This window comes from Luteibacter flocculans (genome assembly GCF_023612255.1).
GTDB lineage: Bacteria > Pseudomonadota > Gammaproteobacteria > Xanthomonadales > Rhodanobacteraceae > Luteibacter > Luteibacter flocculans.
Genome location: NZ_CP063231.1, coordinates 2,441,198 through 2,467,114, shown reverse-complemented (window position 1 = coordinate 2,467,114; position 25,917 = coordinate 2,441,198). Strand labels below are relative to the sequence as shown.

Below are 25,917 nucleotides of genomic sequence, written 5' to 3'. Positions count from 1 at the left end.
TCGTCCGTCAAGGGAAAGCAAGCGTGCAATGAGCAGCAGCAAGCGCGACTACTACGAAATTCTCGGTGTCGAACGCACCGTGACCGAGGGTGACCTCAAGAAGACCTTTCGTCGCGTCGCGATGAAGTATCACCCCGATCGCAATCCGGAACCGGAGGCGCTCGAGAAATTCAAGGAAGCCAAGGAAGCCTACGACGTCCTGTCCGACGCGCAGAAGCGCGCCGCGTACGACCAGTACGGACACGCCGCCTTCGAAGGCGGTGGCTTCGGCCGCGGCCATGGCGCCGGGTTCGGCGACGTGGGGGATATCTTCGGCGACATCTTTGGCGACATCTTTGGCGGTGGCGGCGGTCGCCAGCGTGCGCGCCGTGGCGCCGACCTGCGCTACATGATGGATCTCGATCTCGAGGAAGCCGTGTTCGGCATCGAGAAGAAGATCGACATTCCCACCCAGGTGAACTGCCACCATTGCAACGGCACGGGTTCGGAAGACGGCAAAGTCTCCACCTGTACGACGTGCAACGGCCATGGCCGTGTGCGCATGCAGAACGGCATCTTCTCCATCCAGCAGGCGTGCCCGACCTGTCACGGCTCCGGTCAGAAGGTCGACAAGCCGTGCAAGAAGTGCCACGGCGAAGGGCGCCTCGAAGAAGAACGCACCCTGTCGGTGCGTATTCCGGCGGGCGTGGATAACGGCGATCGCATCCGTCTTACCGGGCAGGGCGAAGCCGGTCCGGCTGGTGCGCCGGCGGGAGATCTCTACGTAGAAGTGCGCGTGCGCGAGCATCCGATCTTCCAGCGCGACGGTTCCGACCTGTACTGCGAGATGCCGATCCGCTTCGCTCAGGCCGCGCTTGGGACGGAGCTGATGGTGCCGACGCTGGAAGGCGAGGTGCCGGTGAGCGTGCCGCCGGAAACGCAGACAGGTCAGCAGTTCCGCCTGCGCGGGCGCGGCGTGAAGTCGGTGCGCGGCGGGCGCACGGGCGATCTCATTTGCACCGTGGTCGTCGAGACGCCGGTTCGCCTGACCAAGGAGCAACGCGACCTGCTGCAGCAGTTGGAAGTTACGTTCGTCGGCGAGGACGCCGCGAAGCACACGCCGCGCTCCAACACGTTCATGGATGGCGTGAAAGAGTTCTGGTCGCGCGTGACGTCGTAAGCCGACGCGTGACCGATGTCGCGGTTCGCCGCTCTGATCGTGTGGGAGCCGGCTAGACCGGCGATCGGGCCCTGCCTTCGGTAGCCACCCTGGTTGTGATGGGGCCTACTGGTCGAAGCCAGCCTGGTGGATGGGAGCTTGCCGGTGGGAGCCAGCCTGCTGGCGATGGGAGCTTGCCTGGCTGCTACACCGCTTCGTTGGCTTTTCGCCAGCAGGCTGGCTCCCACCCGTGCCGTTTTGGCTTTCGCCAGCAGGCTGGCTCCCACCCGTGCCCTTTTAGCTTTTCGCCAGCAGGCTGGCTCCCACCGTACCTTTTTGGCTTTTTGCCAGCAGGCTGGTTCCAGCCTGCTCTGGCTCTTTACCGCTCAGGCAACTGCCACACGGTTGCACAGTAGTCTAGGATTCGCGGTCCAGAAGTCCTCAGAGGTTCAACACATGTCCCGACCCGTCCGTCTCGCGATCAGCGGCGCCTCCGGCCGCATGGGGCTTGCACTGTTGGACCTTGCGCGCGATGACAAACGTTTCGAACTTGTGCGTGCCATTGTCTCGCCGTCGTCGGGTCGTTTGGGCAAAGCGGTGTATGGCGACGTTTCCCCCATGCGCTTCGCGGACTGGTCCGGCGACGGCGATGTGGACGTGGTCATCGACTTCAGTGGTCCGGACGGCTTGCTCGCCGCAATCGAGCGTTGCGAGGCGAGCGGCGCGGCCCTCGTCACCGGAACTACCGGCTTGTCGCCGGCCATTGAGGAGCGCCTCGCCAAGGCCGGGGAAAGCATCGCGGTGCTGCGCGCGGCGAATTTCAGCCTCGGTGTCGCCGTGCTTACGCGCCTGCTGCGCGAAGCGGCCGCGGCACTGCCGGGCTGGGACCTCGATATCGTCGAGGCGCATCACGATCGCAAGGAAGACGCTCCCTCCGGCACGGCGCTCGCGCTGGGCCACGCGGCGGCTGCGGGACGCGGCGCCACGCTGGATGAACTGGCCGTCTATGCGCGCGAGGGGCGCACTGGTCCGCGCAAGGCTGGCACGATCGGTTTTGCGGTAGTGCGCGGCGGCGACATCGTCGGCGAGCATCAGGCACTGCTGATGGGCCAGGGCGAGCGCATCGAGCTTGGTCACCGAGCCACGGATCGCTCGATCTTCGCACGTGGTGCGCTCGAAGCGGCCGCCTGGATCACCGGCCGCGCGCCCGGCGCGTGGACTATCGAGGATGTGATCGCAGCGAAGGTGTAATGCCGACTGCCGGAGCCGCTGTTGCGGCGAAAGTCCAAAGGCACAGGTCGGAGCCAACCCGGAGGCGACAAGCCAAAAGGTGCCGGTGGGAGCCAGCCTGCTGGCGAAAAGCTGAAAGGGCACGGGTGGGAGCCAGCCTGCTGGCGAAAAGCCAACGAAGCGGTGTAGCCGCGAGGCAAGCTTCCATCGCCAGCAGGCTGGCTCCCACCAGCAGGTTCCCGTCGCCAGCCGCCGCCGGGTGGCTACCCGAACCTCGAAGCCGTGTTAACATCCGCGCCGATGTCATTGGGGAGTAGCCATCCTCGTTCCCCCTGAGGAGTTCGCGTCAACAGACTTGGCGGTCGTTTTCGGCCCCATGGCGCGAACGGTAGCGGCGCATGGAGAGTGCGCTGTCGGCCCGGCGAGACCTTTGGCCATCGACATGCTCACCCGGCCGGGCGAGCGGTGTCGTTGTGCCATCGGTTTCTTGCGCTCGCCCGGCCGTAAGTCAATCATGCTGCTGACGTGCTTCCTGTTCCTGGTGTCTGCCGGGGCCATCTATTTCGCCTGCGAATACTTCGTCAACGGTGTCGAATGGTTTGGGCGCAAGCTCAACCTCGGCTCGACCACCACCGGTACGGTGCTGGCCGCCTTCGGTACGGCCTTGCCGGAAAGCGCCGTGACCTTTGTGGCCGTCATGTTCGGGAAGAGTCCCGAGGCCCGCGACATCGGCGTCGGTGCGGCGCTCGGCGGCCCACTGGTGCTGGCTACCATCGCCTATGCGGTCGTCGGATTCGCTTTATATGCAGGTCGCAAGCGCCTGAAGCGACAGGACACACGGATTCGTGTGGACCACCGGCGGCTTGCCCGTGATCAGTCCTGGTTCCTCGCGATCTTTCTCGTGAAGCTGGGCCTCGGCCTAGTGGCCTTCGCGTGGAAGCCGTGGCTGGGCGTGCTGTTCCTGGCCGCGTATGCCTTCTACGTGTGGCGGGAAATGCGCGACGACACCAGCGGCCCGGAAGACGAGGAACTCGAACCGCTCACATTCCGCCGGCACGAGGCCGATCCGGCGATGGGCTGGGTGGTATTGCAGACCGGGCTGGCGCTGCTCGTGATCGCGGTCGCGTCGCGCACCTTCGTCTGGCAGTTGGAGTCGCTCGGTACCTTCTTCAACTTATCGCCACACATCGTCGCGCTGGTGCTGAGTCCGGTCGCGACGGAACTGCCCGAAACGGTGAACGCTTTGATCTGGGTACGTCAGGGCAAGGAGCGGCTGGCACTGGCCAACATCTCGGGCGCCATGATGATCCAGGCGACTATTCCCAGTTCGCTGGCGCTGTTTGCCACGCCGTGGCTGTTCGATACGCCGCTGGTGGTGGCGGGCGTCATCACTGCTGTCGCCATCATCGTGCTCTGGGCCATGTTCCGCCGGGGCGCGGTCGAAGCCCGCTGGCTGATGCCAATCGGAGCGCTCTACGGTGTGTTCGCCCTGTTCGTGGCGTGGTGGTTCGGGGGGCGGTGAGGGTTCACCAATCCCCCTAGGGGCCGCCATTCCCCTTGTAGGAGCCGCCATGGCGGCGAGGGAAGCTTGTTTCACCGCTGAAACCTGCCTTACCGCTTCCCGCAGGTTTCCCGCGTCGCCGCTCTGTGGGCTTCTCGCCGCCATGGCGGCTCCCACAACTTCGCTCCAGAACTTGCCGGTGGAAGCCAGCCTGCTGGCGATCGGGACCTGCGGGTGGGAGCCAGCCTGCTGGCGATGGGATCTTGCCTCGCCGCTTCATCGCTTCGTTGGTTTTTCGCCAGCAGGCTGGCTCCCACCGTGCTTTTGGCTTATCGCTACCAGGATGTCTCCTACCTCTGCTTCGTAGGAACCGCCATGCGGCTCCTATACGGCTCAGTCGGGGTGAGAGGCGTTGCGGTCGCGGTCGGCGCCGACCTTACGGTCGAGCTTGCCGAAGATCTTCTTGAAGGCTCGCGAGAACTTGCCGCGCTTGGTCTTGCGGGCCTTTTCTTCTTCCGAGGTGAGCCAGGCCACCTGGATGACCCGGCGTTCGCCTTCGTACGGCAGATGGCCGTGGAAGGAGTTTTCCGCTCGGCGAAAGACCGCGAACTCGCCGTAGAGCGGCTTCAACTCCGGCGCAACCATGTCGTCGATGTCGTTGATCGAGCGAAGGAAACGCAGGCAGCCGTCGCTGGTGTCCGGCCACATCGGATTGAGATAGATCAGCGCCGTGGCGATCTTGGACTTGCTGTCGGTATGAATGGTGCCGTGGCGGCGGTTGAGCAGCCGGCATAGCGTGACCAGGGTGGGGTAGTTCTCCAGGCCTTCGATGCCCAGATGGCGGCCGATCGCGGCGGAAAACGCGCGCGAGGTCATCTGTTCCACCAGCTCGTTCACCGACGGGCCGCAATCGCTGGCGTCGTACGGAAAGAACCCGGCGCTGCTGTACTGGGGGAAGTCGCGCTCCAGGTCGCTGCGCGCCTCGTCCGGCAGTTGCCCGTGGGCGATCATGAACGAGAAAGGCTCGTGCCTGATGTCTGTGTCGGGACGTTCCAGGCGGGCGGGGTCGAGCAGCATGCAGGCGATCTCGGTTCAGGGGTACCTTGCCGAGCATTGTATCGTGTCGGACCACGTTCCCTCGCGGCATTTTCCTACGCGTTCATTCATCGGATGAGGTGGACAGTAAGGCCTTTCGCGCCTATCATTCTTACCCGCCCTACGATCCTTATCCCCAAGGCCCACGAGCCGCTTCACGCAGGCTTGCGGGCTTTGCTGCACCTGAAGGCGGCCATCCCATGCGTACTCCTGCTCTGCTTGCTCTCGAAGACGGCAGCATTTTTCACGGCCACTCTGTCGGTGCCCGCGGTGAGACGGTTGGCGAGGTGGTGTTCAACACCGCCATGACCGGTTACCAGGAAATCCTGACCGACCCGTCGTACTCCCGCCAGATCGTCACGCTGACGTACCCGCACATCGGCAATACCGGTACCAACGACGTCGACGTCGAAGCCGACCGCGTTCACGCGGCGGGCCTCATCGTTCGCGACGTGCCGCGCCTCGCCAGCAACTGGCGCAGCGTGGAACCGCTGCCGCAGTACCTGCAGCGTCATGGCATCGTCGCCATCGCCGGTATCGACACGCGTCGTCTCACGCGCATCCTTCGCGAGAAGGGCGCGCTGAATGGCTGCATCGTCGCGGGCGAGGCGATCGAAGCCGATGCCGCAGTGGCCAAGGCCAAGGCGTTCCCCGGCCTCAACGGCATGGACCTAGCCAAGGTCGTCAGCACGACGGCCACCTACCAGTGGAACGAGGGCGTGTACGACCTCGACAAGCAGGCGTTCTACAACGCGCCGAAGAAATTCCGCGTGGTGGCGTACGACTTCGGCGTCAAGCAGAACATCCTGCGCCTGCTCGCCGGCCGCGGTGTCGACATCACGGTCGTGCCTGCGCAAACGCCCGCGTCCGAAGTCCTCGCCATGAATCCTGACGGTGTGTTCCTCGCCAACGGCCCGGGTGACCCGGCGGCGTGCGACTACGCCATCGAGTCGACCCGCCAGATTCTAGATACCAGGATCCCCACCTTCGGCATCTGCCTCGGGCACCAGATCATGGCGCTGGCGATCGGCGCGAAGACGCTGAAGATGAAGTTCGGCCATCACGGTGCGAACCACCCCGTGAAGGATCACGACACCGGCCGCGTGCTCATCAGCTCGCAGAATCACGGGTTCGCGGTCGATCCGGCCACGTTGCCGGCGAATGTCCGCATCACCCACACCTCGCTGTTCGACGGCTCGCTGCAGGGCTTCGCCCTGACCGACCGCCCCGCGTTCTGCTTCCAGGGACACCCGGAAGCGAGCCCGGGCCCGGAAGACGTCGGCTACCTGTTCGACACGTTCATTGCCGCGATGGAAGCGCACAAGGTGAAGCAGGCGTCCTGACGCCCGCCACCGCCCATCCATCCGCCATCGATTCGCGAGAGAAACCATGCCAAAGCGCAGCGACATCAAGACCATCCTCGTCATCGGCGCCGGCCCGATCGTCATCGGCCAGGCCTGCGAGTTCGACTACTCCGGCGCGCAGGCGTGCAAGGCGCTCAAGGAAGAGGGCTACCGCGTCGTCCTGGTCAATTCGAACCCGGCGACGATCATGACCGACCCCGAGACGGCGCATGCCGTCTACATCGAGCCGATCAACTGGCAGACGGTGGAGCGCATCATCGCCAAGGAGCGCCCGGATGCGGTGCTGCCGACGATGGGCGGCCAGACCGGCCTGAATTGCGCGCTCGACCTGGCCGACAACGGCGTGCTCGAGAAGTACGGCGTCGAGCTGATCGGTGCCACGCGCGACGCCATCCGCATGGCGGAAGACCGCGACCTGTTCCGCAAGGCGATGGCCGAGATCGGCCTGGAATGCCCCAAGGCGGAAGTGGCGCGCTCCATGGAGCAGGCGCTCGAAATCCAGACGACGGTGGGCTTCCCGACCATCATCCGTCCGAGCTTCACGCTCGGTGGTTCGGGCGGCGGCATCGCCTACAACAAGGAAGAATTCGTCGAGATCGTAGGTCGCGGCCTCGAACTCTCGCCCGTGCACGAAGTGCTGGTCGAAGAGTCGGTGCTCGGCTGGAAGGAATTCGAGATGGAAGTCGTCCGCGACAAGGCGGACAACTGCATCATCGTGTGCTCGATCGAGAACTTCGATCCGATGGGCGTGCACACCGGCGACTCGATCACCGTCGCGCCGGCACAGACGCTCACCGACAAGGAATACCAGCGCCTGCGTAACGCGTCCATTGCGGTGCTGCGCAAGATCGGCGTGGACACCGGCGGTTCCAACGTGCAGTTCGGCATCAACGCCGAAGACGGTCGCGTCGTCGTCATCGAGATGAACCCGCGCGTGTCGCGCTCGTCGGCGCTGGCCTCGAAGGCTACCGGTTTCCCGATCGCGAAGGTCGCAGCCAAGCTCGCCGTCGGCTACACGCTGGACGAACTCAAGAACGACATCACCGGCGGTCTCACGCCGGCGTCGTTCGAACCGTCCATCGATTACGTCGTGACGAAGATCCCGCGCTTCGCCTTCGAGAAATTCCCGGCCGCTGACGCACGCCTCACCACGCAGATGAAGTCGGTGGGCGAGGTGATGGCGATGGGTCGTACCTTCCACGAGTCGATGCAGAAGGCCTTGCGCGGTCTTGAGATCGGCAAGACCGGCTTGAATCCGACGGGCCTGGACATCGGCAGCGAGGAAGGCTTCCTCACGCTCAAGCGCGAACTGCGCGAGCCGCGTCCGGACCGCGTCTTCCATGTGGCCGATGCGTTCCGAGCCGGCTTGTCGCTGGAAGAAGTGCACGATCTCACGCACATCGATCCATGGTTCCTCGCCGCGTTCGAGGACATCGTGATGACCGAGGGCGAAGTGCAGCGCCAGGGTCTCACGGCGCTGGACGAGCCGCGCATGCGCGAACTCAAGCGCATGGGCTTCTCCGATGCGCGCCTGGCCGAACTGGTCGGTACCGACGAGGGCGCCGTGCGCCACCTGCGCCGCACGCTCGGCGTGCGTCCGGTCTACAAGCGCGTGGATTCCTGCGCCGCCGAGTTCGCGACCACCACGGCGTACATGTACTCGACCTACGAGGAAGAGTGCGAGGCCAACCCGACCAACCGCGACAAGATCGTCGTGCTGGGTGGCGGTCCGAACCGCATCGGCCAGGGCATCGAGTTCGACTACTGCTGCGTGCACGCGGCGCTCGCCCTGCGCGAGGATGGTTTCGAGACCATCATGGTCAACTGCAACCCGGAAACCGTTTCGACCGACTACGACACGTCCGATCGCCTGTACTTCGAGCCGCTGACGCTTGAAGACGTGCTGGAAATCGTCGATCTCGAAAAGCCGAAGGGCGTGATCGTGCAGTACGGCGGCCAGACGCCGCTCAAGCTGGCGCGCGCGCTGGAAGCGGCAGGCGTGCCCGTGATCGGTACCAGCGCCGACTCGATCGACCTCGCCGAGGATCGCGAGCGCTTCCAGAAGATGATCCAGAAGCTCGAGCTGAAGCAGCCGCCGAACCGTACCGCGCGCAACGCGGACGAGGCGCTCGCGCTCGCCCGCGAGATCGGCTACCCGCTGGTCGTCCGTCCGAGCTACGTGCTCGGCGGTCGCGCCATGGAAATCGTCTACGCCGATGCCGATCTGTCGCGCTACATCCGCGAGGCCGTGCAGGTGTCCAACGAGTCGCCGGTGCTGCTCGATCGCTTCCTCGACCACGCGGTCGAGGTGGACGTGGACATCGTCGCCGACGCCGAGGGCAACGTGCTCGTCGGCGGCATCATGGAGCACATCGAGGAAGCCGGCGTGCACTCGGGCGATTCGTCGTGCTCACTGCCGCCGTATTCGCTCAGTGCCGAAGTGCAGGACGAGATGCGTCGCCAGGTGAAGCTGATGGCGCAGGAGTTGAAGGTCATCGGCCTGATGAACACGCAGTTCGCCATCCAGGGCGATGAGGTCTTCATCCTGGAAGTGAATCCGCGTGCGTCGCGTACCGTGCCGTTCGTCTGCAAGGCCACCGGCATGTCGCTGGCGAAGATCGCGGCGCGCGCCATGGCCGGTCGCACGCTCGTCGAGCAGAACGCCACCAAGGAAATCATTCCTTCGTACTACTCGGTGAAGGAAGCCATCTTCCCGTTCCTCAAGTTCCAGAACGTGGATCCGATCCTCGGCCCCGAGATGCGTTCGACGGGTGAGGTGATGGGCGTGGGCCGCAGCTTCGGCGCCGCCTTCGCGCGTGGCCACGAAGCCGCCGGCATCAAGGCGCCGCCGAAGGGCAAGGTCTTCATGTCCGTGCGCGATGCCGACAAGGATCGCCTGCTGTCGATCGCCCAGGACGTGGCCAGCCGCGGCTACGGCATCGTTGCCACCTCGGGTACCGCCAAGTTCCTGCAGGACAACGGCGTGGCGTGCGAGCGCATCAACAAAGTGCTCGAAGGCCGTCCGCATATCGTCGATCTGATCAAGAACGGCGAGGTGGTGTACATCGTGAACACGACCGAGGGCAAGCAGGCCATTTCCGACTCGTTCTCGATCCGCCGTGAAGCGCTGCAGCAGCGCGTCACGTATTCCACGACCGTCGCAGGCGCGCGTGCGCTCGTGCATTCGCTCGACTTCCACGCCGATGGCGAAGTGAACAGCCTGCAGGATCTGCACAAGGAGTTGAACGCATGAGCAGCACTCGTCCTCCCATGACCCAGAAGGGTGCCGATCGCCTGCGTGACGAGTTGGAGTACCTCAAGCGTGTGAAGCGGCCCGAAATCGTCGCCGCGGTGGCGGAAGCACGTGCGCACGGCGACCTCAAGGAGAACGCCGAGTATCACGCCGCGCGCGAGATGCATGGCTTCAACGAAGGCCGCATCGCCGAGCTGGAAGCAGCGCTGTCGAATTCCGAAGTGATCGACACCGAGCGCCTCAGCGTGGGCAAGCGGATCGTCTTCGGCGCGATCGTGGACCTGGTCGACCTGGATTCGGACGCCAAGGTCACTTATCAGATCGTCGGTGACCTCGAGGCCGACATCAAGCAGAACCTCATCGCCGTGTCCTCGCCGATCGCGCGTGCGCTCATCGGCAAGAACGAAGGTGACGAGTTCGACTTCAAGGCGCCCAATGGCGTCAAGACCTACGAGATCGTTGGCGTTCGCTATAGCTGATCGGTTGCTCTTGACCTGAACGCGGCCGGCAGGGATGCCGGACCGCCCTCAGGCGCCGCATCGATCTACAGCGACAGTGCGCCAGCGGGTAACGCAAATCCACGCATGCCGTTCCCGATGCGGGCAAGCTTGTCCGGGTTTCGCTGTGCATGGATGCGGCGGATCGTGCTGCCATCGGTCGTGAAGGTCATCGCCGATTCCAGATGGCCCTGGATGTAGCGCAGCAGCGCCCACTCGCCGTTGATGCGCGTCGCGCGTACCTCGACGTCCGTGCCGTAGCGAAGATGCGCTGCGTAGAACACCTGCGCAATGCGCTGCCCGCCCCGCATGGGTTTCGGGAAACTGGTGACTTTGCCGCCGCCATCGCCGCGCAGTTCCGCGTCTTCGGCGAGCATCGAACGGATGGCAGGGAAGTCGCCACTCGCCATGGCGTCGGCAAGACGCCGCACCAGTTCCCGTTGCGCGTCCTGCGGTACGTAGCGGGTCGGCTGGTCCTCGCGCACCTGATCCTTCGCACGATGCACCAACTGGCGGCAGGCGGCTTCCGTCTTGCCCAGCGTGCGGGCGATCTCCGCATAGTCCACGTCGAACACTTCGCGCAGCAGGAAGGCCGCACGCGCCTCAGGGGAAAGCCGTTCGAGCAGCAGCAGGAACGCGACCGATACGTCGTCCGCCAGTTCGCTCAGGTCTTCCGGGGACGCGCCCTCATCGGTCCACACCGGCTCGGGCAGCCAGATGCCGACGTAGTCCTCGCGGCGGGCCTTGGCGGCACGCAGCCGGTCGATCGCGCGGCGCGTCGTCGCCGCGACCAGCCAGCCCTCGGCATGCTCGACCGTGTCGCAAGCCGCGTTCCAGCTCAGCCAGATGTCCTGCACGACATCCTCCGCCTCGGCCACGGAACCGAGCATGCGGTAGGCGATGCCGTGCAGGCGGGATCGCAAGGCGGAGAAAGTGGCAGTGGCGTCGCTCATACCCATCAAGACGATCCTGACGGGTGCTTTGTGACATGTCTTGGCGGAAGGCGTCCAGGGAAGCCAGTGCCCCGACTCAGAGGCCGAGCATGACCAGCGGCTTCTTGGCGTCCTTCAGGATGAACACCACGAACTTCGCCGGCTCGGTCTGACTGGCGTTGCGGCCTATCGTATGGATGTCGTCGGGGCCTTCGTAGAACGTGTCGCCGGCCTTCAGGGTCTGCTCCCTACCACCCTTGACGCCCATCACGATCGTGCCTTGAAGCACGTACACGACGGCATGGGCGTCGTGGTGGTGGATGGGTTCGACGGTCCCGGGTGGATAGTCCACGGAGATCAGTGTGATCTCCTTGCCCGGATAGTCCTTCAAGGCCTTGGTCATGACATCGCTGACGACGGGCAGGGGCGCCGAGCCGCCATGGCCGGCGGCATCGTGGGCGAGGGCAGCAGCGGGCGTCAACGCGCCGAGCAGCGCGAGCACTTTCATCATGCGCATGGGGTGTTCCTCATTCGATCGAAAGCGCATCAGGACAGGTTCGCCTTGTCCAGGCCCCAGGCTTTGTCGTAGCTGCCCGGTTCAGCGCGGAAGGCGACGTTCGCGCGGTTCCATGCATTGATGATCATCACCGCGTAGGTGAGATCGGAAAGCTCCTGTTCGGAAAACTGCCCACGGACGCGCTCGTAGAGGTCGTCGGGAACGCCTTCTGCAGGGATCTGCGTCAGCACTTCGGTCCACGCCAGCGCGGCGCGCTCCTTCGGCTCGAACAGGTTGGATTCGCGCCACGTGGCGATATGGTGCAGGCGCAACGGCCGCTCGCCGTGCAGAGTGGCTTCCTTCACGTGCATGTCGAGACAGAACGCGCAGCCATTGAGCTGCGATGCGCGAATCTTCACCAGATTCTGGATCGTCGCGCCGACGGACGATTTGGCGTTCACCGCACTGAGTTCCATCATTTTCTTGGTGAGTTCGGGCGACTGCTTCATGTAATCGATGCGCTGGGTCATGGCGTAGGTCTCGTGAGGTAAGGGGGAGCCGCCGTCATGGCGGGCACTCGAAGGCTAGGCCTCGCTCCCGGCACCCGGTAGATCCGCCGCCGAGTCCACGGTGTTGCGTCGCGCGCACCAATACGCCGTCACAAACCGCGATGCAGGCACGTCTAAGCAACATGGCCCAGAAGACTTCCACCTATGGACGGCTGCGCAGCGCGCTCACGACACGCCATGCCGGCGACGTGCTCTGGCTCGACCTGATCGACGCCATTGCCGCCTTGCCGACCGATGCGCGCCTGGCACTTCTCCTGGCGGAGGTCTTTGACGCGTCCCCCGAAGACATCGCGATGCTGCTGCATCGAAACCCCGATGCCTGCCGACGGCTGATCGACGAAGCACACGCGCAGGTCCACGCGGCAGCGAGTTCGAGGAAATAAGCCATGGCCCTGCGAGCCATCACCTCATCCTCCGTTGCCCTGGTCGTTCCCGACGCGCTGGCGACATCGTTCTCGGCCACGTACGCGGGCGTCGTCGCATTCATCGCCGTGGCAACGGAAGGCAGCTTTGCGCGGGCAGCCGATCGTCTCGGTATCGGGCGGTCGGCGGTCAGCCGCAGCGTGCAGAAGCTGGAAAGTCAGGTCGGCGCGCGGCTCTTTTCGCGCAACACACGAAGCACCTCGCTCACCCGTGAAGGCGAACGTTTCTTCGAGAACTGCCACCCGGGCATCGAACGGATCGCGCAGGCGCTGGACGACATGCGCGAACTTCGCGATGGGCCGCCGCGCGGCCAGTTGCGCATTGCCGCCCCGGTGGGATTCGGTCGCAAGGTCGTAGCGCCGTTGCTGCACCGGTTTCGCGACGCGTATCCCGAGATCGCAGTCGATCTCATGCTGGACGACCGCGTCGTGGATTTCACCACCGACCGGGTCGATGTCTCATTTCGCGACGGCCGCATGGAGGACAGCCAGGTCATCGCGCGGCAGATCATGCCGATGCATCTCTTCGTCTGCGCAACACCGGGCTACCTGGAAAGACGCGGACCGATCGAGCGGATCGACGATCTACTCGCCCAGCGTGCGATCCATTTCCGCACTGCATCGGGACGGGTTGCCGAATGGGAATTCTCGGTGGATGGCGACTCGCGCAAGCTGTTGCCACCCGCGATGGAAGCATTCAACGACAGCGATCTCGTGCTGCAGGCCGTGCTCGAAGGCCGTGGCATCGCGCAGCTCGCGGGCTATCAGGTGAGCGAGTACCTGCGCTCGGGGCAACTCGTGGCGTGCCTTCCTCACTACGCACCCAACGATTGCGGGCATTACATCTGCTACCAGAGCCGCCGGCAGTTGCCGGCACGCATTCGCGTCTTCATCGACTTCATGGTGGCGTCTATCCGCGCGTGCAGTGCGTCGTATGCGGGGGAGGTCATGGCTGCGCGACTGGCCACTCCCTCGTCGGTGAAGACTTCGCGCCACGCCCGGTACGCGACGACCGCCTGAAGGGAGGTTTGCATCGCAACATCGCCGATCGCTTCGTTGTGCGCCGCACCGGTGTTTTCTTGCGATTTTCTCGCATCCTGCAACTCCAACCATCCGCCGTCCATAAGACCAACGTAGGGTGGTGCGGAGGTGGAACCTGCCTAAGATGCGATGCGGGGTGGGTCAACCTTCAAGCAGGGGGTAGGTCATGGGTGCAGGTGGATGGCTGTCGCGGGAACGTACGATCGCAGGACCGGGGTTCAATCGCTGGCTTGTTCCACCGGCCGCTTTAGCGATCCATCTATGCATCGGCATGGCCTACGGCTTCTCGGTGTTCTGGCTGCCGATGACCAAGCTGGTACCGGGCGCGGATGCCGCCCTGTGCGCGAGCCAGGGCTTTCTCGATCAGTTGACCACCACGACGTGCAACTGGACCGTGCCCTCGGTCAACCACATCTTCGAAACCTTCATCGCCATGCTGGGTCTCGCGGCTGCCATCTGGGGCGGTTGGCTTGAGCACGCCGGCCCACGCAAGGCGGGGTTCATCGCCGCCTGCTGCTGGGGCGGTGGACTTGTGCTGGGTGGCATTGGCGTAGCGATCCACCAGCTTTGGCTCGTCTATCTCGGCTGCGGGTTGCTTGGCGGCGTAGGGCAGGGGCTTGGCTACATCACGCCGGTCTCGACGTTGATCAAATGGTTTCCCGACCGCCGCGGCCTCGCGACCGGGTTCGCGATCATGGGTTACGGTGGCGGCGCATTGATCGGCGCGCCAATCGCGGTCAAGCTCATGGACGTCTTCAAGCAGGGCGACGTGCCGGGCGTGGCCGCGACACTGATGTGTCTCGGCGCGCTGTATTTCGTTGCCATGTCGCTGGGCGCGTTCGGCTTCCGCGTCACGCCCAACGGGTGGAAGCCGGCCGGATTCCAGCCCAAGGCGAGCGCCGCAAGCGCGCCGCTGGTCACGCCGCATCACGTCCATCTCAATCGCGCCTGGAAGACGCCGCAGTTCTGGTTGATCTGGGGCGTGCTGTGCATGAACGTGACGGCGGGCATCGGGGTGATCTCGATGGCCAGCCCCATGCTCCAGGACGTGTTCGGTGCGCGTCTGGTCGGGGCCGATGCCGCCACCGCACTCACCACGGCTCAGAAGGCGGCGATCGCTGCTGCCGCGGCCGGGCTGGTGGGGCTCATCAGCCTGTTCAACTCCGTGGGCCGGCTGGCCTGGGCGTCGGCCTCCGACGTTCTCGGCCGCAAACGCACCTATGTGGTCTTCTTCGTGCTCGGCATCGTGTTGTATTGCCTGTTGCCCACACTGGGGCATCTGGGGATGGCGGCTGCCTTCGTGGTCACCGTGTGCGTGATCCTTTCCATGTATGGCGGTGGGTTTGCCACCGTTCCCGCCTATCTCGCCGATCTCTTCGGTACACAGATGGTCGGGGCCATTCACGGACGACTGCTCACCGCGTGGTCCGTGGCCGGCGTGGTCGGTCCGGTGTTGATCGCCAGCCTTCGCGAAGCGCAACTGAGTGCGGGCGTGCCCAAGAACCTCGTCTACGACCGCACCTTGTATATCCTCGCCGGCTTGCTGCTGGTGGGGCTGGTCTGCAACCTCCTGGTGCGGCCGGTTGCCAGCAAACACCACATGACCGAGGACGAACTCCGGCGCGAGCGTTCCCTGCAGCATGAGGCGCCGGCGTCCGCGGTGGACCTCGCCGCTGCGGCGCGCGGACCGTTCGGTGTGCTGGGTGTCCTGGCCTGGGCGGCCGTGGGCATTCCCTTCCTCATCGGCGTGTGGATCGCCCTGCAGAAGGCGGCAGCGCTGCTCTAGCCCGCGGCCTTCACCTCGGGTTCTCGATCCGCGTCACAACCCTTCGAACCCGGCCGGCTGGCCTACTACTCCATCGCTCCCGGCCGGGGCTATGATCCGTGCGCGGGGGACCTCGAGGGGAGGACAGCCGCCAGGGCCAGGGTATGGCCCCTGCACTCAGAGGATGAGGTGATGGGGAGGAGGGTTATCCAGCATGCCGGCTGCCTTGGCAGCCGTGCGGCATTGCTCCGCGTGTCGTCTTCGGCACGAGGCCGAACTGCGGCGCGCGTACAGCGATGCCTACGCTGGGCTTTGGGGTTGCTGCTGGTCGTTTTCGCAACGGCTCAGGCGGGCGGCGTAAGCGATCCGACGCCATCGGCGATTCTCGACCGCGCCGATGCCGTCAAGGGCACGGATTTCGCCACGTTCTCCCGGCTGGTCGATCAGATGGCGCCGCACGAGGCGGACCTTGCGCCGATCGAACGATCGCGTCTGCATTTCCTGCAGGGTTGGCGAGCGACATGGCAAGGCGACTACGACGCAGGTCGCCGTTGGCTGAGCGACGTGGTAGATCATTCGACCGGCGACGTGCTGCGGCTTCGCGCAATGGCGACGCTGATCAACCTGCTCGGCAACAGTCATCACTACGAGGAAGCGTTCACGCGTCTCACGCAGTTGCAGGAACTGATGCGTTCGGTGCGCGATCGCTATGCGTTGTTCGCCGCGCGTAGCGAGGCGTCGCAATTGCTCAGTTCGGTCGGTCAGTTCGAGCAGGCCGAAGCGTATGCCAAGGACATGATGGAAAACCCGCCTGCAGGTCAGACCATCTGCTTCGGTGCGCAGCACCTTCTTCGTGCGCGTCGCGAGGCGAATCGCCTGGTGTCGATCGATCCTTTGTTCGAACGTGCGCTTCAGGTGTGCGAGAGCACGGGCTATCAGGTGTTTGCCGAGAACATGCGCGCCGACATCGCCGCGTTCCATCTGGCGCAGGGGCGTCCGGCAGAAGCCGTGAAAGTGCTCGCGGCACACCGCGAAACCATGCGACGGCTCGATTACCCGGTGCTGCTGTCGGAGTTCGATGCAACGCTCGCCAAGGCCTATCTGTCGCTCGGAGACCTCGCCAATGCACGTCGCTTTGCACAGTCGGCGGTGGCGGGCGCCATTCCTAACGAGTTCACCGATTCCCGTCGTGTGGGCTACGAGGTGCTGTATCAGATCGAACGAAAGCTGGGCAATGCATCGGCCGCTCTCGTTTTCCACGAGAAATACATGGCGGCGGACAAGGCCTATCTCGACGACGTCAGCGCGCGCAGCCTGGCGTTCAAGATGGTCGATCAGCAGGTCGTCGCGCGCAAGGCACAAGTGGATGCGCTGAGCCGGCAGAACGAAATCCTGCGCCTGACCGGGGCGCTCGACCGCAAGGAAGTAGAGACGGGGCGGCTCTACATCGTTGTGCTGATCGCGAGCCTCGCCGCGATCATCTGGCTGGTGCTCAGACTGCGTCGCTCGCAGCTTCGTTTCATGAAGCTGGCGCGCCGCGATGGCCTCACAGGCATCTGCAACCGCGAGCACTTCGTCGAGCAGGCGGAACGCGTGCTGGCCTACGGCGCGCGTTCGGACCGCGCAGCTTGCCTGATCCTGTTCGATCTCGATCACTTCAAGAACGTCAACGATACGTTCGGCCACGCTGTGGGCGACGAGGTCTTGAAGCGCGCTGTCGAAGTGAGCCGCCGTGCGCTGCACGCTTGCGATGTCTTCGGTCGGCTGGGGGGCGAGGAGTTCGCGGTGTTGCTGCCCGATTGCAGCCCGGCGCAGGCGCGTGCGCGTGCCGAACAACTGCGTTTGTCCATCGCCGCGGCGGCTGGTCCCCATGGGAAGCCGGCGCCGTCGGTCACCGCGAGCTTCGGCGTCGCCAGCACCGTGCCTTGCGGCTTCGAATTGCACCGGCTGCTCGTCGTGGCCGATGCCGCGCTCTATCGTGCCAAGCGAGCCGGCCGGAACTGCGTCTTCATGGGCGACACGGGCGATATTCCCGATTCGCCGTATTTGAGTGAGGCGCGCGGGTAGTCTGGCGACGAATCCACACGTCGATGCCCGATCGAGAGTGTGGGAGCCGCCATGGCGGCGAGGGGGGCTTGCCGGTGGAGCTGCCGGGCTCGCTGGTGGGAGCCAGCCTGCTGGCGATGGGGACTTATGGGAACTTGCCTCGCTGCTACACCGCTTCGTTGGCTTATCGCCACCAGGGTGGCTCCTACCTTTGCTTCGTTGGTGACTCATCGCTTCCGCAAAAGCAAAAAAAAAGACCGCTTTCGCGGCCTTTTTTTCGACACGTCGCAGCTGGATCAGCGCTGACGAGCCTTGAAACGCGGGTTGCTCTTGCAGATCACGAACACTTTGCCGCGACGGCGAACGACTTTGCAGTCACGGTGACGCGACTTCGCGGACTTCAAAGAGGAAAGCACCTTCACGGCCAGCTCCTGAAACTTTACGGACAAGGAAAAACGGAATTCTAGCGATCTCGCCCAGGTTACGCAAGCCCCGGATGCCGTTCGTCTTTCAGCCGAGGCCGAGCTTCGCCTTGGCCTCGCGCACCGTGCGCAGGAAGCTCTCCAGCACCGGGGACGAATTGTCCACGCGCGAGGCCACCGCAAGCAACAGGTGCGCTTCCGGATCGTCCACAGGGACGAAGGTCACGCCGCTCATATGAACCGCGCGGAGCGAGGCAGGCACCAGCGCGACGCCGAGGCCGGCGGCGACCAGTGGCAGAAGGGATGGGATCTGCTGGGCCTCCTGGCGGATGATCGGACGGAACCCGGCCTTGTTCGAAAGCAGGGCGAGCCGATCGGTCAGCGTGGTGGCGTGTATCCGCGGTGGTGCGACAAAGCTGTCTTCGGCCAGGTCTTGCATGCGGATGGCGTCACGCTTCGCCAGCCGGTGATGCGGGGGCAGGGCGATCACCAGCGGTTCGCGGTCGATAACCTCGACATTGAGCTGACGAGCGTTGGCCGCGCCCGAGGGATGCGCTCGCAGCAGTCCGACGTCGATCTGCCCGGAAAGGATCGCGTCGTACTGCGCTCCGGTAAGCATTTCACCGAGGTGCAGACTGACGCCGGGCGCGGCGTGCGAGAACCGCAGCAAGGTTTCCGGTAGCGCCGGGTGAAAGGAGACCGACACGGCGTAGGCCAGCCGCAGTTGGCCGGTGAATCCCGCCGCCGCTTCGGCTACCACGGTCCGAGCGCTTTCCGCACGCGCCAGGATGGCCTTGGCCTCCACAAGGAACAGGCGGCCTGGCTCGGTCAGCGCGACCCGTCGCCGATTGCGGTCCAGCAGGCGTACCCCGAGATCGGCTTCAAGCGATTGAATCTGCTGGGAGAGTGGCGGCTGCGAGATGTGCAGGCGTTGAGCCGCCTGGGTGAAACTGAGGGTCTCCGCCACCTCGACGAAATAGCGCAACTGGCGCAGATCGAACATAGTCGTTTTTCGTATAAGTGGGTGCTGAAAGATATATTGGCCGGAATTTCCTAGGAAATCTATGATTCTTCCCGGCCTACCACCAACCCCTCCCCCTGGGTCGGTAGGTTCCTCGCCCCGCATCGACGCTAACTACCGGCATCTGGCCTACCTCCCCCCCCGAGGCCCATGCTGAGGCGTCCTCTGCGGGGCGACTTTATTTCAGCCCCCGGTAATTCAGGCCTCGATGATTCAGCGCTCGGTGGCAGCCAGCCTGCTGGCAATGGGTGCCGGCGGCACGCACCCATCGCCAGCAGGCTGGCTCCCGCCTTGGCTCTCTCAAAGACGTGAAGTGAAGTCGCAGCCGGTACCGGCGCGCACGGTGGCCTCGTCCACGCCAGGGGCCAGCTCGATCAGCTCGAGGCCCGAGCGGCCCACGTCGAACACGGCCAGATCGGTAATGATGCGGTTCACCACGCCCTTGCCGGTCAGCGGCAGGGTGCATTCGGTGAGGATCTTGGGCGAGCCGTCCTTTGCCATGTGCTCCATCAGCACCACGACGCGCTTCACGCCGGCCACCAGATCCATCGCGCCGCCCATGCCCTTGACCATCTTGCCGGGCACCATCCAGTTGGCGATGTCGCCCTCGCAGGTCACTTGCATGGCGCCGAGGATCGAGATGTCGATATGGCCGCCGCGGATCATCGCGAAGGAATCCGCGCTGGAGAAGTACGATGCCCCCTCGCGTGCAGTCACCGTCTGTTTGCCGGCGTTGATGAGGTCGGCGTCCACTTCGTCTTCGGTCGGAAACGGGCCGATGCCGAGCAGACCGTTCTCGGACTGCAGCCACACGTCCACGCCGTCCGGCAGGTGGTTCGCCACCAGCGTCGGCAGACCGATGCCGAGGTTCACGTAGTCGCCGTCGGAGAGTTCCAGGGCGGCGCGCTGCGCCATTTGATCGCGGTTCCAGGCCATGGTGATCTCCTTCAGGCGCGCACGGTGCGCTGTTCGATGCGCTTGGACGGCGCGGGGTTGTGCACGATGCGATCGACGTAGATGCCGGGCGTGTGGATCTGGTCCGGATCGAGTTCACCGATCTCGACCATGATCTCGACCTCTGCCACGCAAACCTTGCCGGCCGTGGCGGCCATCGGATTGAAGTTGCGCGCGGTCTTGCGATACACCAGGTTGCCCGACGGATCGGCCTTCCACGCCTTGACCAGCGCCACGTCGGCGACGATGGAGCGCTCCATCACGTACATGTGCCCATCGAATTCGCGGGTTTCCTTGCCTTCGGCCACCTGCGTGCCATAGCCGGTGCGGGTGAAGAAGGCGGGGATGCCGGCGCCGCCAGCGCGCAGTTTTTCGGCCAGCGTGCCCTGCGGCGTGAATTCCACTTCCAGTTCGCCCGCAAGGTACTGGCGCTCGAATTCCTTGTTCTCGCCGACGTACGACGAGACCATTTTCTTGATCTGGCGGGTGGTGAGCAGCATGCCGAGACCGACGCCATCGATGCCGGCGTTGTTCGACACCGCGGTGAGGCCGGTGACCCCGGAGTCGCGCAGTGCCTCGATCAACAGTTCGGGAATGCCGCAGAGACCGAAACCGCCGACGGCGATGGTCTGTCCGTCGGCTACGAGACCCGCCAGCGCTTCACGAGCAGTGGCGACACGCTTGTCGCGCGAGTGCGACTTCACCTGGTTCATGCGTCATCGATTCCATCCGGACGGTCCCGCCGCCGGTTCGCCGCCCATGATAGCCGACGCCCAGCGTTTGCCGTGGCTGCCCTTTGGTCCAATGCACGCGCGCCGGACCCATGTTTCGTGCTGCACTGCAGCGGCGGAAGCCTCGCTGTGTCGGGTTCTTGCAAGACCCTGCACACTCGCTGGCGCTTGATGCTCGGAAGTTCGTCCTCAATGTCCATCCACTATCCCCGCGCGGAGGAAGCAACGTGAGCAAGCAGAAGATCGGCGTCATCGGCATGGCCGTGATGGGTCGCAACCTCGCCTGGAATATCGAGAGCCGAGGCTATGCGGTATCCATCTTCAATCGCAGCAAGGAGAAGACCGACGAGGTCATGGCTGCCAGCGAAGGCAAGAAGCTGGTTCCCACGTATACGCTGGAAGACTTCGTGGATTCGCTCGAGAAACCTCGACGCATCCTGCTCATGGTGCAGGCCGGCAAAGGTACCGATGCAGTGATCGAGCAATTGCGCCCCTTGCTCGACAAGGGCGACATCCTCATCGATGGTGGCAACACGTATTACCGCGACACGGTTCGCCGTGGCGAAGAGCTTGCCGCCGATGGGCTGCACTTCATCGGCACCGGCGTCTCCGGCGGCGAAGAGGGTGCCTTGAAAGGACCGTCGATCATGCCCGGTGGCCCGCGCGACGCCTATGACCTCGTGGCGCCGATCCTCACCGAAATTGCTGCGAAGGCGCCCGACGGTGCGCCCTGCGTCACTTATATCGGCCCGGGTGGCGCGGGCCACTACGTGAAGATGGTGCACAACGGTATCGAGTACGGCGACATGCAACTGATCGCCGAGAGCTACGCGGTGCTGAAGCACGTGGTCGGCCTCTCGAACGAGGAACTCGCGGAGGTCTATCGTGAGTGGAACGAGGGCGAACTCGACAGCTTTCTCATCGAAATCACCTCGAAGATCTTCCGGCGCAAGGATGAGCGCACCGGCAAGATGCTCGTGGACATGATCGTGGATCGCGCGGCGCAGAAGGGCACGGGCAAGTGGACGAGCCAGAGCGCGCTCGATCTCGGCGTGCCGCTCACGCTCATCACCGAATCGGTCTTTGCCCGCGTGCTTTCTTCGATGAAGGAGGAGCGCGTGGCGGCGAGCAAGCAGCTCGCGGGGCCGGCGCGCGAGTCGTTCAGCGGGGACAGGAAGGCGTTCGTGGAGTCGGTACGTCGCGCGCTCTATATGAGCAAGATCATCTCCTATGCCCAGGGCTTCGCGCAGCTCCGCGCGGCGTCCGACGAGAACGGGTGGGATCTGCAATACGGCGAGATCGCAAGAATTTTCCGTGCCGGCTGCATCATCCGGGCGCGCTTCCTGCAGAAGATCACCGATGCTTACCAGCACGATGCGGGCCTGCGCAACCTGCTGCTCGACCCGTACTTCCGCGACGTGGCCCAGAAATACCAGGCGGCGCTGCGCGAGGTCGTGGCCGAGGCGGTGCGTGTCGGCGTGCCGGTGCCCGGGTTCTCCGCCGCCATCGCTTATTACGATAGCTATCGCGCCGAGACCCTGCCGGCCAACCTCATTCAGGCTCAGCGCGATTTCTTCGGCGCGCACACCTTCGAGCGCGTGGACGACAAGGGCAGTTTCCACGCCGAATGGGCGGAATGACGGGCTGAGGCAAGGGGATGCGGCGCGAACCGGCGCCGCATCCCGCCGGTGGTCGGGATTTTTCGTGCGATCCATGACGCAAGTCCGCTGCCTGACGCTAGCACTGTAAGAACCCTCCCTTTAGAGTTGTCGGAATCGCCGGTACAGCTGTGTCGGTGTATCGTGCCGTGTCCAACGAGGGAGTACGTTGTTCCATGCTGAAAAGCTCTTTGATCGGCGCTACGGCGCTTGCGGTCGCGCTTGCCGGATGCACGACGCTGCCGCAGCCGCGCGACGACGGATCGTTGCAGCGCGAAGCGCTGGCAGGTACGGAGAAGCCCGTGCCACGCCCCCTCGCGGTGGGCACGGCCAACCCGGCGGTACCCCCTGCGGCGGCCCCGGACATCACCACGGGTACCGGCGAGTTCGTGAAGCCGGTCGGGCTCGCGAAGCCACGGCCGGTGGCCGCGGGCGAGGGCACCGTCACCTTCAATTTCGAGAACCAGCCGGTCGAATCGGTGGTCAAGGCCATCCTGGGCGACCTGCTGCACGAAAACTATTCGATCGTACCGGGCGTGCAGGGCAACGTATCGTTCTCCACCTCGCAGCCGGTCACCAGCGAGCAAGCGCTGCCGATCCTCGAGACCCTGCTGTCCTGGACCGGCAACGCCCTGGTGCGCAGCAATGGCCGTTACGTGGTGCTGCCGGCGAAGGACGCCGTAGCCGGTAACCTCGTGCCGAGTATCGGGGCCACGGCGCCCCCGGGCGGTCTGCAGGCGCGCCTGTTCCCGCTGCGTTTCATTTCCGCCACCGAGATGCAGAAGCTGATCAAGCCGTTCGCGCGGCCGGATGCCACCTTGCTGGCCGATCCTACGCGCAACGTGCTGGTCATGGCCGGCACATCGAGCGAACTGGACAACTACGAGCGCACGGTCAAGACCTTCGACGTCGACTGGCTGCGCGGCATGTCGGTCGGCGTGTTCAGCCTGCAGCGCGCCGAGGTAAAGGATCTGACCCCCACGCTCGACAAGCTCTTCGGCGACAAGGGCAACACGCCCATGGCGGGCCTGCTGCGCTTCATTCCGATCGAGCGGACCAACTCGCTCGTGGTCATCAGCCCGCAGCCCGCGTATCTGGAAGAGGTCAAGAGCTGGATCGATCGCATCGATCGCGGTGGCGGCAACGAGCCGCAGCTATACGTGTACGACGTGCGCAACGTGCAGGCTTCGGATCTCGCCGATTATCTTTCGGACATCTACGGCGGTGGCAGTGGCGGCAGCGGGTCGGGCGATCGCGGTGGCCGCGTCGGACCGGGCCTGACGTCGGGCACGCTCGGCGGCGACAGCGATCTCGGTAATCGCGGTGGTTCGGGTCTCGGCAGCACCACTGGCTCCTTTGGCAACAGTTCGTCGGGCAATGGTCTGCTCAACACGTCCAACAACGGTCTCAACGGATCGTCCGGCCTGAACGGGTCGTCCGGTTTGAACGGCTCTACCGGCAGCGGCATGTCGTCGTTCGGCAGCGGCGGGCTCGGCGATGACGACTCCGGTTCCCGCCGGCAGCGCAGTGGTCCCGTGACCACCGAGGACGGCGTGCGCATCACGTCGGTGGATTCGAACAACCAGTTGATGGTGCGCTGCCGTCCGTCGCAATGGACGGAGATCGAGCAGGCGATCAAGCGCCTCGATGCCGTGCCGCTGCAGGTGCAGATCGAGACGCGCATCCTCGAAGTGGCCTTGACGGGCAGTTTCGAATTCGGCGTGCAGTGGTACCTCGAAGGCCTGGTCGGCAGCACCGATGGCAAGCCCACCCAGCCGGGCAACAAGCAGCAGTGGGCGTTGGGTAACGGTGGAGCCACGTACGGCGGCGAGAGCTTCTTCTACTCGTTCGTCAACAACAATCTCTCGGTCGCGCTGCGTGCGATGGAAACCAGCGGTAACACCAAGACCTTGTCCGCACCCTCGCTGGTGGTGCTGAACAACCAGAAGGCGCACATCCAGGTCGGCGACCAGATTCCGATCACGCAGACCTTCGTCAACACCAACGCGAACACGGACAACACGATCGGGCAGGTGGAATACAAGGACACCGGCGTGATCCTCAACGTGCGTCCGCGTGTGAATCCGGGTGGCCTGGTGTACCTCAACATCAACCAGGTGGTCAGCGCGCCCGGGCAGAAGGACACCACCACGGGCAACTTCCCGATCCAGCAGCGCGAAGTCTCCACGCAGGTGGCGGTGCAGAGCGGGCAGACCGTCCTGCTCGGCGGCCTCATCAAGCAACAGGAAGGCACTACAGACACCGGCATTCCGGGTCTGAATCGCATTCCGGTGTTCGGCCGCCTGTTCGGGTCCACGAGTCGCAATCGCGATCGCACGGAGCTGATCGTGCTGATCACCCCGCGGGTCATCAGCAACGGCGAACAGGCCAAGCAGGTCACCGACGAATACCAGCAGAAGTTCGAGTCGCTGCGGCCGTACCGCGGTCAGGCGGCAGGACCCGCCGCCGAGCCGACCGTGACGGTACCGCTCAAGCCGTAGCACGCGATGCCGCCCCGGTGCCGTCAGGGCGGCGGGGCGGTCAGTGCGCCAAGGGATTCGGGTAGCTGGTCTTCGGGCGGAAGGGCTCGACCGAGATCCCCAGGTTCTGCCCCATGCGGTGACTGAGGCTGCTGGCGTTGTACAGGCCAAGCGTGTTCGTCGGTCGGCCGCCCACGGGCGTGCCGAGCCCGAAGTGTCCGCCGTCCTGCGTGGCCGCCATCGCGCGATTCAGGCATGCGTACGACAACGCGGCTCTCGCACCATCGGTCGTTTCGACGCAGGCCGTTTCGGCCGATGCGTGCATACCGGGCAGATCGACGACCGTCTGCGTCGCGCCCGCGAGCGGAGCAAAAGCCAGCGCCGCCGTAACGAATTGCCGGATATGCATGGTCGTTCCTCCGTGCCCTCGCGCAGGGATAACACGAATGCACCTGGCCGGGTGAGCGCGCGTGAACGTGTCACATGTCGGTCATTAATGCTGTCACCGCGATAGCGTCGTTCTGTCATCCGGCACGCCTAGCCTGCACGCGAAGACGACTCCCGTCCTGTCCGTTTATGCACGAGGAATGATCGTGGCACGCAGCGTCCTCGCGCTCGTCGCGTGCATGGTCCTGCTCGCGCCAACCGGGCTGATGGCACGGGCCTTGACGTCGATGGGGACCTCGCAGGGATCGGAAGACACGCATGCGCCAATGCGCTTCGACATCGATGCACAAGCCCTGCCCGACGCGCTGCGCTCGTTCAGTGAGACGGCCGGCATTGCCGTTCTGTTCGACGACGACCTTGCCTCGGGACGTCGCTCGTCGGCAGTCCACGCGCTGCTCGAACCGCGCGACGCGTTGCGCCTGTTACTCGCCGACAGCGGTCTCACCGCGCACTTTTCATCCATGAATGCGTTCACGGTCACAGCGATCCATAGTGCCTCCGACGCCTTGCCTGCGGATGCCGTGCCGTCCGCTGCCGACGGTGCGTTGCCGGACGATCGCGTTGCCGCTGCCGTGCAGGAGGCCATCGAGCGTGCGCTTTGCGCACGTGCTTCCACCCGTCCCGGTCATTATCGACTCGCCATGCAGGTCTGGATCGATCCGGCAGGGCAGGTCGCGGATGCCGTCGCTCTTACCCCGTCCGACGATCCGACACGCGACGATCGTGTGCTGTCCACCTTGCGTGCCTTGCACCTCGACGCGGCGTTCCACCGTTTCAGTCCCATGACGATCCTGTTGCGGCCTTCGCTCAACGGTGCCGATCCCTGCCGCGGATCGCCCGTGTGGGAGAGCTAGG

General features: G+C 64.6%; 22 protein-coding genes and 1 riboswitch. Of the genes, 13 read left to right on the top strand and 9 right to left on the bottom strand.

The window, feature by feature from the left end; genetic code table 11:
• Nucleotides 1-28: 28 nt before the first annotated feature.
• The 3 genes from dnaJ (at nucleotide 29) to IM816_RS10440 (ending at nucleotide 3,890) form a co-directional block, all read left to right on the top strand.
• The gene (dnaJ, locus tag IM816_RS10450) at nucleotides 29-1,159 is read left to right on the top strand and encodes a molecular chaperone DnaJ (protein WP_250338037.1); all 1,131 of its coding nucleotides are present in this window, start codon (nucleotides 29-31) and stop codon (nucleotides 1,157-1,159) included.
• A gap of 435 nt (nucleotides 1,160-1,594) precedes the next feature.
• Nucleotides 1,595-2,389, top strand: a complete 795-nt coding sequence (dapB, locus tag IM816_RS10445) for a 4-hydroxy-tetrahydrodipicolinate reductase (RefSeq protein WP_250338036.1) — start codon at nucleotides 1,595-1,597, stop codon at nucleotides 2,387-2,389.
• Between the two features lie 275 nt (nucleotides 2,390-2,664).
• Nucleotides 2,665-2,867, top strand: a riboswitch (yybP-ykoY riboswitch).
• 15 nt (nucleotides 2,868-2,882) lie between these two features.
• Nucleotides 2,883-3,890, top strand: a complete 1,008-nt coding sequence (locus tag IM816_RS10440) for a sodium:calcium antiporter (RefSeq protein ID WP_250338035.1) — start codon at nucleotides 2,883-2,885, stop codon at nucleotides 3,888-3,890.
• 372 nt (nucleotides 3,891-4,262) lie between these two features.
• Here the strand turns inward: IM816_RS10440 and IM816_RS10435 are convergent, their stop codons facing one another.
• Nucleotides 4,263-4,946: a 2OG-Fe(II) oxygenase family protein gene (locus tag IM816_RS10435; protein ID WP_250338034.1), complete on the bottom strand. Its 684-nt coding sequence runs from the start codon at nucleotides 4,944-4,946 to the stop codon at nucleotides 4,263-4,265.
• A gap of 218 nt (nucleotides 4,947-5,164) precedes the next feature.
• On the opposite strand from IM816_RS10435, the gene carA reads away from it, so the two are divergent.
• From carA to greA, 3 genes are read left to right on the top strand one after another with little or no spacing between them, the layout of a single operon-like run.
• Complete coding sequence (gene carA, locus IM816_RS10430; protein WP_250338033.1) at nucleotides 5,165-6,307, top strand: glutamine-hydrolyzing carbamoyl-phosphate synthase small subunit; 1,143 nt, start codon at nucleotides 5,165-5,167, stop codon at nucleotides 6,305-6,307.
• Nucleotides 6,308-6,353: 46 nt separating this feature from the next.
• Nucleotides 6,354-9,581: a carbamoyl-phosphate synthase large subunit gene (carB, locus tag IM816_RS10425; RefSeq protein WP_250338032.1), complete on the top strand. Its 3,228-nt coding sequence runs from the start codon at nucleotides 6,354-6,356 to the stop codon at nucleotides 9,579-9,581.
• Nucleotides 9,578-10,060, top strand: a complete 483-nt coding sequence (gene greA / locus IM816_RS10420) for a transcription elongation factor GreA (protein WP_072321205.1) — start codon at nucleotides 9,578-9,580, stop codon at nucleotides 10,058-10,060. Before carB ends, greA begins: the two co-directional genes overlap by 4 nt.
• Nucleotides 10,061-10,125: 65 nt before the next feature.
• Here the strand turns inward: greA and IM816_RS10415 are convergent, their stop codons facing one another.
• The 3 genes from IM816_RS10415 to IM816_RS10405 form a co-directional block, all read right to left on the bottom strand.
• Complete coding sequence (locus tag IM816_RS10415; protein ID WP_250338031.1) at nucleotides 10,126-11,031, bottom strand: RNA polymerase sigma-70 factor; 906 nt, start codon at nucleotides 11,029-11,031, stop codon at nucleotides 10,126-10,128.
• A 76-nt stretch (nucleotides 11,032-11,107) separates the two neighbouring features.
• Nucleotides 11,108-11,527 (bottom strand): cupin domain-containing protein, encoded by a 420-nt coding sequence (locus IM816_RS10410; protein WP_250338030.1) that lies wholly within the window; start codon nucleotides 11,525-11,527, stop codon nucleotides 11,108-11,110.
• Between the two features lie 29 nt (nucleotides 11,528-11,556).
• The gene (locus IM816_RS10405; RefSeq protein ID WP_250338029.1) at nucleotides 11,557-12,036 is read right to left on the bottom strand and encodes a carboxymuconolactone decarboxylase family protein; all 480 of its coding nucleotides are present in this window, start codon (nucleotides 12,034-12,036) and stop codon (nucleotides 11,557-11,559) included.
• 161 nt (nucleotides 12,037-12,197) lie between these two features.
• On the opposite strand from IM816_RS10405, the gene IM816_RS10400 reads away from it, so the two are divergent.
• The 4 genes from IM816_RS10400 (at nucleotide 12,198) to IM816_RS10385 (ending at nucleotide 17,370) form a co-directional block, all read left to right on the top strand.
• A complete protein-coding gene (locus tag IM816_RS10400; RefSeq protein ID WP_250338028.1) occupies nucleotides 12,198-12,458 on the top strand; it encodes a sigma factor-like helix-turn-helix DNA-binding protein in 261 nt (86 codons plus the stop codon).
• 3 nt (nucleotides 12,459-12,461) lie between these two features.
• Nucleotides 12,462-13,517, top strand: coding sequence for a LysR family transcriptional regulator (locus IM816_RS10395; protein WP_250338027.1), 1,056 nt, complete (start codon nucleotides 12,462-12,464; stop codon nucleotides 13,515-13,517).
• Between the two features lie 187 nt (nucleotides 13,518-13,704).
• Nucleotides 13,705-15,324: an OFA family MFS transporter gene (locus IM816_RS10390; protein ID WP_250338026.1), complete on the top strand. Its 1,620-nt coding sequence runs from the start codon at nucleotides 13,705-13,707 to the stop codon at nucleotides 15,322-15,324.
• A gap of 297 nt (nucleotides 15,325-15,621) precedes the next feature.
• Nucleotides 15,622-17,370, top strand: a complete 1,749-nt coding sequence (locus IM816_RS10385) for a sensor domain-containing diguanylate cyclase (RefSeq protein WP_250338025.1) — start codon at nucleotides 15,622-15,624, stop codon at nucleotides 17,368-17,370.
• 275 nt (nucleotides 17,371-17,645) lie between these two features.
• Here IM816_RS10385 and ykgO read toward each other — a convergent pair whose 3' ends face one another.
• The 4 genes from ykgO to IM816_RS10365 all read right to left on the bottom strand — a co-directional run bounded on the left by ykgO (nucleotide 17,646) and on the right by IM816_RS10365 (nucleotide 20,459).
• Nucleotides 17,646-17,771: a type B 50S ribosomal protein L36 gene (ykgO, locus tag IM816_RS10380; protein ID WP_029213509.1), complete on the bottom strand. Its 126-nt coding sequence runs from the start codon at nucleotides 17,769-17,771 to the stop codon at nucleotides 17,646-17,648.
• A gap of 88 nt (nucleotides 17,772-17,859) precedes the next feature.
• Nucleotides 17,860-18,774 (bottom strand): LysR substrate-binding domain-containing protein, encoded by a 915-nt coding sequence (locus tag IM816_RS10375; protein ID WP_250338024.1) that lies wholly within the window; start codon nucleotides 18,772-18,774, stop codon nucleotides 17,860-17,862.
• 318 nt (nucleotides 18,775-19,092) lie between these two features.
• The gene (locus tag IM816_RS10370; protein WP_250338023.1) at nucleotides 19,093-19,728 is read right to left on the bottom strand and encodes a CoA transferase subunit B; all 636 of its coding nucleotides are present in this window, start codon (nucleotides 19,726-19,728) and stop codon (nucleotides 19,093-19,095) included.
• Nucleotides 19,729-19,739: 11 nt separating this feature from the next.
• Complete coding sequence (locus tag IM816_RS10365; protein ID WP_072321197.1) at nucleotides 19,740-20,459, bottom strand: CoA transferase subunit A; 720 nt, start codon at nucleotides 20,457-20,459, stop codon at nucleotides 19,740-19,742.
• A gap of 245 nt (nucleotides 20,460-20,704) precedes the next feature.
• Here IM816_RS10365 and gndA point away from each other — a divergent pair, with 245 nt between their 5' ends.
• Nucleotides 20,705-22,117, top strand: coding sequence for an NADP-dependent phosphogluconate dehydrogenase (gene gndA / locus IM816_RS10360; protein WP_250338022.1), 1,413 nt, complete (start codon nucleotides 20,705-20,707; stop codon nucleotides 22,115-22,117).
• Between the two features lie 194 nt (nucleotides 22,118-22,311).
• On the top strand, nucleotides 22,312-24,636 hold the full coding sequence (gene gspD, locus IM816_RS10355) for a type II secretion system secretin GspD (protein WP_250338021.1): 2,325 nt from the start codon (nucleotides 22,312-22,314) through the stop codon (nucleotides 24,634-24,636).
• A gap of 40 nt (nucleotides 24,637-24,676) precedes the next feature.
• Here the strand turns inward: gspD and IM816_RS10350 are convergent, their stop codons facing one another.
• Nucleotides 24,677-25,024 carry a hypothetical protein gene (locus tag IM816_RS10350; protein WP_250338020.1) on the bottom strand — a complete coding sequence of 116 codons (348 nt, stop codon included), beginning with the start codon at nucleotides 25,022-25,024 and terminating at the stop codon, nucleotides 24,677-24,679.
• A gap of 184 nt (nucleotides 25,025-25,208) precedes the next feature.
• On the opposite strand from IM816_RS10350, the gene IM816_RS10345 reads away from it, so the two are divergent.
• On the top strand, nucleotides 25,209-25,916 hold the full coding sequence (locus tag IM816_RS10345; RefSeq protein ID WP_250338019.1) for an STN domain-containing protein: 708 nt from the start codon (nucleotides 25,209-25,211) through the stop codon (nucleotides 25,914-25,916).
• The last annotated feature ends 1 nt before the right edge of the window (nucleotide 25,917 follow it).

Coding starts and splice junctions, on each gene's coding strand:
- IM816_RS10370 (WP_250338023.1), bottom strand. CDS start 19,728: ATGGCCTGGAACCGCGATCAAATGGCGCAGCGCGCCGCCCTGGAACTC.
- IM816_RS10395 (WP_250338027.1), top strand. CDS start 12,462: ATGGCCCTGCGAGCCATCACCTCATCCTCCGTTGCCCTGGTCGTTCCC.
- IM816_RS10400 (WP_250338028.1), top strand. CDS start 12,198: ATGGCCCAGAAGACTTCCACCTATGGACGGCTGCGCAGCGCGCTCACG.
- IM816_RS10440 (WP_250338035.1), top strand. CDS start 2,883: ATGCTGCTGACGTGCTTCCTGTTCCTGGTGTCTGCCGGGGCCATCTAT.
- greA (WP_072321205.1), top strand. CDS start 9,578: ATGAGCAGCACTCGTCCTCCCATGACCCAGAAGGGTGCCGATCGCCTG.
- carA (WP_250338033.1), top strand. CDS start 5,165: ATGCGTACTCCTGCTCTGCTTGCTCTCGAAGACGGCAGCATTTTTCAC.
- carB (WP_250338032.1), top strand. CDS start 6,354: ATGCCAAAGCGCAGCGACATCAAGACCATCCTCGTCATCGGCGCCGGC.
- IM816_RS10435 (WP_250338034.1), bottom strand. CDS start 4,946: ATGCTGCTCGACCCCGCCCGCCTGGAACGTCCCGACACAGACATCAGG.
- gspD (WP_250338021.1), top strand. CDS start 22,312: ATGCTGAAAAGCTCTTTGATCGGCGCTACGGCGCTTGCGGTCGCGCTT.
- IM816_RS10365 (WP_072321197.1), bottom strand. CDS start 20,459: ATGAACCAGGTGAAGTCGCACTCGCGCGACAAGCGTGTCGCCACTGCT.
- IM816_RS10415 (WP_250338031.1), bottom strand. CDS start 11,031: ATGAGCGACGCCACTGCCACTTTCTCCGCCTTGCGATCCCGCCTGCAC.
- IM816_RS10405 (WP_250338029.1), bottom strand. CDS start 12,036: ATGACCCAGCGCATCGATTACATGAAGCAGTCGCCCGAACTCACCAAG.
- IM816_RS10375 (WP_250338024.1), bottom strand. CDS start 18,774: ATGTTCGATCTGCGCCAGTTGCGCTATTTCGTCGAGGTGGCGGAGACC.
- dnaJ (WP_250338037.1), top strand. CDS start 29: ATGAGCAGCAGCAAGCGCGACTACTACGAAATTCTCGGTGTCGAACGC.
- IM816_RS10390 (WP_250338026.1), top strand. CDS start 13,705: ATGGGTGCAGGTGGATGGCTGTCGCGGGAACGTACGATCGCAGGACCG.
- dapB (WP_250338036.1), top strand. CDS start 1,595: ATGTCCCGACCCGTCCGTCTCGCGATCAGCGGCGCCTCCGGCCGCATG.
- IM816_RS10350 (WP_250338020.1), bottom strand. CDS start 25,024: ATGCATATCCGGCAATTCGTTACGGCGGCGCTGGCTTTTGCTCCGCTC.
- IM816_RS10410 (WP_250338030.1), bottom strand. CDS start 11,527: ATGCGCATGATGAAAGTGCTCGCGCTGCTCGGCGCGTTGACGCCCGCT.